Origin of the sequence: Propylenella binzhouense (genome assembly GCF_009866965.1) — a bacterium.
Classification (GTDB): domain Bacteria; phylum Pseudomonadota; class Alphaproteobacteria; order Rhizobiales; family Afifellaceae; genus Propylenella; species Propylenella binzhouense.
In genome coordinates, this window is sequence record NZ_SPKJ01000143.1 from 1 (window position 1) to 7,725 (window position 7,725).

Here is a 7,725-nt window from a genome sequence, read left to right on the forward strand (position 1 = left end):
GCGCATGCCGGGCGCGGCCGGTTCGCCCGGCCGTGCCTCTGCGGCGGGAAGGCTCGCCTGCCCGGGCCACGCCGAACCCGGGCCTGCCGGGCCGGGACGGGCCGAAATCTCCGGGAAAGCGGCCGGCGGCGCACTCGCGGGGCTCGCCCCGCCCCCGGTCGGCGCTCCCGCCGAAAGCCCGCTCACGGCCGTGGGCTCGGAAGAATGCGGCGCCGGCTCGACAGCTGGCCGTGCGGAGGCCTGTGGCGGCGGCGACGACGGCCCGCCGGCGCCGGGGGCCGGCGAAACCGGCCCCCCGAAAGGCGCTCGCTCGGCAAGCGGCGCGTGGGCCGGAGGGGCGGCGAGCGCCGACAGCCATTGAACGACCGCCTCCATGTCGGCGGGGCGGTTCTGCGGATCCGGCTGAAGCATCGCTTCCAGCACGGGCCGCAGCCCCGGATCGAACGGCGTGAGGTCCGGCATCCGCCGCCGCTTCTCGATCAGGTCGACCTGCGAGCCGCCCATGTCGAGGGGCGCCCCCCGCAGCACGGCGGCAAGGACCAGCCCGAGGCTGTAGATGTCCGACCGCTCGGTGATCTCGCCGCCGAAATCGCCGAGCTGCTCCGGCGAAACGAAGTTGTAGGTCCCCGCGAAGCGTCCCCCGATCAGCGTCCCGCCCCCGATCGCGGCCGCCTTCGCGATGCCGAAATCGATGATCTTCGCCTTGTTCACGTTCCCGCCGGGCAGGATCACGTTGTCGGGCGAAAGATCGCGGTGGACGATCCCGGCTTCGTGGGCCGCGGCGAGGCCGGAGGCGATCCGAGTGACGAGCCTGCGCGCCGTCTCCGCGTCCATCGGTGCGCGCTTGATCACGTTCGACAGCGACTCGCCGTCGACATATTCCATCGCGAGGTAAGGCAGGCCGAGCGTCGGCTCGATCGTGAACACGTAATAGCGCACGATCGCCGGATGCGAGAGGTGCGAGAGCACCGCCGCCTCCTTCCGGAAGAGCGCCACGATCATGCTGTCGCGTGCGAATTCCGGGCGCACGATCTTGATCGCGACCGGATCGTCCGTCTGGATGTTGTGCCCGCGATAGACTTCGCCCATGCCGCCAAAGGCGATCCGCTCGTCGATCTCGTAGATGCCGTTCAGCTGGGTTCCGGGTCCGACGGTGACCGGAGCAGAAGCGATGCGGGTCTGGTCGTCGGAAGGCATGCGTCAACTCGAGATCGCGGAGGGCATCCGGCCGCTTCCAACGACGGGCAGCGTACCAGAGCCTTCTTCACAATGAACGACTATTATCGTGACATTGTCGGAGCCGCCGCGCGCGAGCGTCCTGGCGAGTAGGTCCTCGCAGGCAGCGCGGGGCGGATTCTTCTCGACCGATTGCAGGATCTCCTCGGTGGAGACATGAGCTGTCAGGCCGTCGCTGCAGAGCACGAAGGTATCGTCCGGCAGGATCTGCCCCTGTTCGATGTCGAAGCTGATATCCGAAGCGATCCCGATCGCGCGGGTGATCACGTTCCTGCGCGGCCATGTCCGGGCCTGTTCCGCGTCGATCAGGCCGCGATTGAGAAGTTCCTGGACCTCGGTGTGGTCCGAGGAGAGCTGCGTGATCCGCCCGCCCCTGACCAGATAGATGCGGCTGTCGCCCGACCAGATGCAGGCATACTGGCCCTCATAGGCGATGAGGGCGACGACGGTGGAGCCGACGATCGCCCCGTTCCGCTGGCGCGAGAAGTCCTGGATCTGCCGGTTGGCGCGGAGCAGCCGGTCCTCGAACCGCGCCCTCAGGTCGGGCGCCGAGGTCGGCAGGCCGATGGTGGCGAGCTGTTCGACGATGGCGCTGCTCGCGACCTCGCCCGCATCGTGCCCCCCCATGCCGTCGGCGACCGCCCAGACCCCGATCGCCGGCTCCATGATGAAGCGGTCCTCGTTCAGCTCCCGCGCGCAGCCGCGATCCGTGACGCCCCAGCTATCGAACCGGAAGGTCCCCGTCGTCATGGCGCTCGAACGCTCCGTCGAGATTGTGCCCGGCCGTCCGCGGGCGAGCCTCGGCCGGAGCGCGGCTCAGGCATCGGCTTCGGCCGCATCCGGCGTCCTGGCGGCCGGGGCGAGCAGCATCCTTGAAAAGAAGTAGGGGTCCGGCAGGCCCTGGCCGGCATAAGCGAGCGGCTTCCCCGCGCCGCCGCCCTGCGTCCACCAGAAGCTCCGCGAAGCCGCCGCCTGCCGGTAATCGGCCGGGGCGAGAGAGGCCATGAAGGCGCCCGCCGCGCGCGCCGCCTCCCCTTCCCAGGTGATGCCGCCCTTGAAGGGCGTTCCCATGTCCGACGCCTCCGCCGCTGCCGGATAGTCGGGGAGCCCGCTCGCGAATGCCTCGAGTTCGGTCTCCCGGCCCTCGTCGAGCACCGAGAGGAGCCGCGCCTCGAGCGCCGCGTACCACGGGTCCTGCGGCGCGAGGGTCGGCGGCTCGAGGAGCTCGCGGGCGGCGTCGTGATGAATGACGGCGAGCGGAAAGAACCGGCCGACCTTGTCGACCGACGGCATCAGCGCGCCGGCGCAGCTCTCACCGAACACGTCGCGCCCGATCCAGAACCGCCAGATCGGCGCGACGAGGTAATAGGTTTCCCAGGCCTGGCCGAGTTCGTTCCGGCTTGCGGCGACGGCGGACTGGAGCCAGGTCTCGAAGGGTGCGAGGATCCGGTGCGGAAGCCCGAGCGCCACGAAATCGCGCTTCTGCGGAAGCTTGCCGAAGACGCCGATCGCCATCTCAGAGTCCCGTCGGGCAGCTGAACTCGGCGAGCGCGGGCAGGAAAAACGGGTTGGCGATCGTGCCTACCCGCATCGTATAGGCCACGTCCCGTCCGCCGATCACGAAGCGCGCGCGGATGTCGTCGCCGCTGCGCGTCACCGATCCGCTGTCCAGGAACCGCATCAGCGCCCAGGGGCCGTTGAAGGCGGCGGAGGAAACGCGCCCCGGAAGCTCGGGCGTCAGGCTGACGCTGACGGTGCCCGCCCCCATGCTGCCCGGCCAGTCGATGGTCTGCGGCGCGCTGCCGACATGCTGCGTCTGGATCACCTGCCCGTTGATGTTGAGGAGCGCCATCGCCGCGCCGCCGTTCAGCGACAGATGCGCGACGGAGAGGCTGACCCGCGGCATCGGGCCGCCCTGCGCGAAGAAGGCGTCCCGGATCTCGGTGGCGCGCTGGAATTCCCGCAGCGCGGCCTTCGAGAGGTCGCGGCCCATGCGCGTGTCCTGCTTCCACGTCCAGGTCGCGCCGCTCATGTCGACGAGCGGCGCGAGATTCTGGTTGAAGAAGCGGTCGAGGATGCCGTCCGGCGCGAAGAGCCGGGCGAAGTCGCTCATCGGGACGTCGCGGTCGCTGCGGCGCGAGAACGGATAGCGGTTCGCGATCACGCGCTGGCAGGCCCGCGTCACCGTGCTCGCCAGCATCTGGTTGAGCTGCGCGATCGAATTGCCCGCGGCATCGGCCTCGAAATCGTCGATCGCCGCCTGCGCCATCCGCGCGAGCGCGGGCGGGAGCCTGGAGGTGTTCGTGCGCAGGTTCACGACCTGCATCTGAAGGTTTGCCCCTGCCTGCTCCGCCTGCGAGGGGTTGTTCGCGGCGAGCACGAGGCTCCGGTAGATCTCGTAGAAATTCTCGACGAGCTTGTCGATCGGCCGCGCGCCCGCCTCGCCTTCGACGAGCACGTGATACGGCTTGAACTGGGCCTCGATGCTGGCGCCGGGGATCATCCGCGCCTGCGAGCCGCTCCCGAACACGGCGCCGGCGCGGCTCTGGGACTTCCGCATGGCGAGGTCGATGCCGATCCTGGCGAGGCCGCCGACGCGGTCGGCGGCGCGCTGGGCGGCCACCTTGGTCAGCTCGCCCGCAATCTCGCCTCCCGGCAGCCCGGCGACATCCGGAGCCTGCTCGCCGCCGTCCCGCTCCCGCGTGAGCGCGGTCTCGTCCCGGATGGCCGAGAACAGGAGCTTTATCGGCGACGCCGGCGACGATGCGGCGGAGAGCGCGACATATTGCGGCCGGTCGGCGGCGAGCGGCCGCAGTTTCAGGTTGTCGAGGACGTCGCTCCAGACCCGGACGAAATCCTCCGCATATTCATCGAGGAGCGTCGGCCCGAGATTGCTGAACTGCTCCTCGATCGCGGCCTGCTTGCCGGACTCGCCGAGGACCCATTGCTCGCTGTCGAGCTTCTCGGCGACGGCCGCGAGCTGGCTCAGGAAGAAGTCGTTGAAGCCGGCATAGGTGTAGAAGCCCGGGATCACGAGCTTGTCGAGATCCGAGCCGTCGACCGTCTCGAACACCAGCGCGGCATCCGGGCCGGCGCGCGCCGCCACGGAGAAGTCTTCGAGGATCGCCGAGCGCGAGGCGGACTTGATGAGCGCATAGGCCCGGTCCGCCATCTTCATGCGCGCGATCGAGCGCTGCGCCGACTCCACCAGCGGTCCGTTCAGCTCGAAGCTCGGCCGGTGCGCGAGATCGAGGTCGAGCATGGCGCGCAGATGCGCCTCGAGCGCCTCGCGGCCGCCGCGATTGTTCGGGCCGGGATAGAGGTTTTGCTCCCAGTCCTGCCGCATCCAGGCCACGATGAGCTCGTCGTCGACCTTCGGCGCCTTCCCTCCGAGCATCAGGTAGACCTTGAGGGCCTCGTAGACGGCGATCGGATCGTTGAGATTCGTCTCGATCTGCCGCTCCAGACGCAGGATGAGGCGGGACCGGAACATGCGTTCGAGCGCCTGCCGGTAGCTCTCCTGCGACGACGCCTCAAGGCGGTCGCGCTGGCTGAGCCCGAACGTCTCTCCGATCGGCGTTGCCGTCGCGCGCCGGGCATATCCCGCCGGCAGGTCGCGGAGCGTGTCGAGGAGGCCGAGGACCGTGTGCAGGTCATTGTCAGAGATCGTGGTGGCGGCGAGCTGCTCCGCGCCGTTGACGCGGTATTCGTCGGCCGCGGTCTCCGTCGCGTTGATGAGGGCCTTGTTGGTCGCGAAGCTCCAGCCCCAGGCGCCCAGCAGCAGCGCGCCGGCAAGCGCGATCGCGGCCATCGAGCCGAAGCGGAGGACCCGGGCCCGCCGCACCGCCGCGCGGTCGAAGGAGACCCAGCCGGCCTCCGCGAAGATGACCTTGGTCAGGAGGTCGTGGAGAAAGTAGCTCCTGCCCGAGCCCGAGAGGTGGCGGGCGGCGGCCATTCCGCCCGCGCTCCGGCCGATGGCGCCGAGCACCTGGTCGATCGGCGTCCCTTCCTGCGTGCCGGACGAGAAATAGAACCCGCGGAGATTGGCGTTCGCCTGGTAGCGGTTCGGCTCGAAGATCCGGTTCAGGAACTCGGTGACGGGCTGCTTCAGGCAGCCGAACTGGGCCGGAAAGTCGAAGATCGCGATCCGGGCGACGGGATCGGGCTCCTCCTGCAGGCGGTCGGGCACCTCTTCCGTGAGCCGCCGGGCGAGCGCGTCGAATTCTCCCGGCACCTCGCCGACGAGGTTCTTGGTGCGGTCCTGGGTCCGGAAGGTCGCGCCCCAGACCTTCCGGCGCCGGCTCTCGGCGAAGTTCCCGAAATATTCGGAGAAGCCCGCGACGAGGTCGGCCTTGGTGAACAGCGCGTAGACCGGGAAGTCGACCTTGAGTTCCCGGTGCATGTCCAGGAGGCGCTTGCGGATCGCGGTCGCGTGCGCGCCGAGCTCCTGGCCGTCGAGCTTCATGATGTCTTCGAGGCTGATCGCCAGGATGACGCCGTTGATCGGCTGCCGCGGACGGTTCGTCTTCAGGAGCGAGAGGAAGGAGAGCCAGCTCTTGTTGTCGCTCTCCTGGTGCGAATCCTGGGTCGTGTAGCGGCCGGCCGTATCGATCAGGACGGCTTCCTCGGTGAACCACCAGTCGCAGTAGCGCGTGCCGCCGACACCGGCGATTGCCGCGGCCGGATTACCGCCGGCAAGCGGGAACTTCAGCCCCGAATTGACGAGCGCCGTAGTCTTGCCCGCGCCCGGCGGGCCGATGATCACGTACCAGGGCAGCTCGTAGAGGTAGCTGCTCCTGCCGCTTGAGCGCTTCAGCGTCGCAAGCGCCTCCTGCATGCGCTCGCCGAGGATCTTGCCGTCGCCGTCCTCGGCCTCCTGGTCGACGAGCGCCGCTTCGAGCGCCCGCTCGGCTTTGCGCCGGCGCCAGTAGCGGATGCCGAACACGATGGCCGCGATCGCGAAGGCGACGCCGATGATGGCGAGCCGCACCCAGACGGGCTCGAACAGGCGCACCCCGGCGAAGCCGATCAACGGCCCCGCGAACCAGACCACCAGCGCGAACGCGAGAAGGCCGAGAAGGATAGCGGCGCGGGCGACCCATTTCCTCATGGCCGTTCCCGTTCCCCTCAGAGCGTCTCTTCGCGCGGGATCATGATCTCCACCCGCCGGTTCTGCGCCCGCCCCTCCTTGGTATCGTTGGTGGCGATCGGCTCCTGCTCGCCGCGGCCCGCCACCTGCAGCCGGCTCGGGTCGGAGATGTTCTTCTCGAAGATCGTCTCGACCGATTTGGCGCGCGCGACCGAGAGATCGTAGTTCGACTTGAAGCGGCCCGTCGGCCGCACCTTCACGTTGTCGGTGTGGCCGATGATGTTGATCGGCCCCGGCTCCGGCTCGAGCGCGGCAGCGATCTTCTTGGCGATCGGCTCGAACTCCGGCTGCACCTCCGCCGCGCCGAGGCCGAACAGGACGAGATTGTTCACCCGGACGACGATCTCCTCGCCGACCGCCTCGACATCGACCCCGCCGGCGGCGATCTCGTCCGAAAGCGCGGCGCGGATGCGCTGGATCTGCGTCGTGTTGTTGAAGTCGACCGGGTCCTTGAGCGGCGCGAAGGCGGCGCGCGCGATGCTGATCGGACCGCCTTGATTGAGCGCCAGAAGCTCGTCGGAAATCCGTTCGCCGTCGGAGCTCAGCAGGATGCGGAGAAGGAAGAACGCGGCGAGCAGAAGGAGTGCGGCGCCGCTCGCGATCGCCCAGATCGGGATTCGGGTTCCGGCGTCCTTCTGCGCGACGGCCATGCCCTGCCAGTGCGGGGAGATGTCGTCGTCGAGCCGGGAGCGCATGTGCCGGAGCGTCTGGTAGACATCCCTGCGGACCCGCTGCAGCTCGATGTCGCCGCCGGCGGCTCCCCTGAACTGGCCCTCGAAGCCGAGCGAGAGGCAGGCATGCATGAGTTCCAGCAGGTCGTAATGCGGGGCCGGATTGGCCAGGACCTTCTTCAGTTCCTCGAAGAACCCGATCCCCGACGTGCGCACGTGGAAGAAGCGCGCGAGCATGCTGTACTGCATCCAGACGTGCCGGTCGCCGCCCGGCAGGTTCTGGACGATGTCGTCCGCCGTCGCACAGAGCACGTATTTCGCGATCCGGACGTCCTCGGCGTCGACGCCCGCCCCGAGCATCGCGCGCTCCGCGCGTTCGATGGCGCCCGCCACATGATGCATCAGCGGCACGGCCTGCATGTCGATGATGAGCAGGCGCAGTCTCCCGAGCAGGATCAGGATCGGCGCCGCGGCGGCGGTGATGGGATTGGCGCTGCCGAACTCAGCGGCGTCCGGCGCGTTGAGTGCGACTTCGAGCGGGATTTTCGGCGTGTCCGGCTGGGCCGGGCCGGCGGGCGCGCGGATCTCCGGAAAGAAGCCCTGTGCGCCCGGGCTGCCGCCGAGCCAGTCCGCCGCCGGCGCCTGCGGCCGCGGCGGCGCGCCGCCGGG

The 7,725-nt window shown here is 69.2% G+C and carries 5 protein-coding genes; all 5 read right to left on the reverse strand.

Features of this window, described 5'->3' with window-relative positions; all coding sequences use genetic code 11:
* Nucleotides 1-1,197, reverse strand: a 1,197-nt coding sequence (locus tag E4O86_RS21440) for a serine/threonine-protein kinase (protein WP_161142590.1), incomplete at its 3' end; no start/stop codon positions are given.
* A 3-nt stretch (nt 1,198-1,200) separates the two neighbouring features.
* The gene (locus tag E4O86_RS21445) at nt 1,201-1,986 is read right to left on the reverse strand and encodes a PP2C family protein-serine/threonine phosphatase (protein ID WP_161142591.1); all 786 of its coding nucleotides are present in this window, start codon (nt 1,984-1,986) and stop codon (nt 1,201-1,203) included.
* 66 nt (nt 1,987-2,052) lie between these two features.
* Nucleotides 2,053-2,751: a type VI secretion system-associated protein TagF gene (gene tagF, locus E4O86_RS21450; protein WP_161142592.1), complete on the reverse strand. Its 699-nt coding sequence runs from the start codon at nt 2,749-2,751 to the stop codon at nt 2,053-2,055.
* A 1-nt stretch (nt 2,752) separates the two neighbouring features.
* Nucleotides 2,753-6,346: a type VI secretion system membrane subunit TssM gene (gene tssM / locus E4O86_RS21455; protein WP_161142593.1), complete on the reverse strand. Its 3,594-nt coding sequence runs from the start codon at nt 6,344-6,346 to the stop codon at nt 2,753-2,755.
* A 17-nt stretch (nt 6,347-6,363) separates the two neighbouring features.
* On the reverse strand, nt 6,364-7,725 hold a 1,362-nt coding region (gene tssL / locus E4O86_RS21460), incomplete at its 5' end, for a type VI secretion system protein TssL, long form (RefSeq protein ID WP_161142594.1).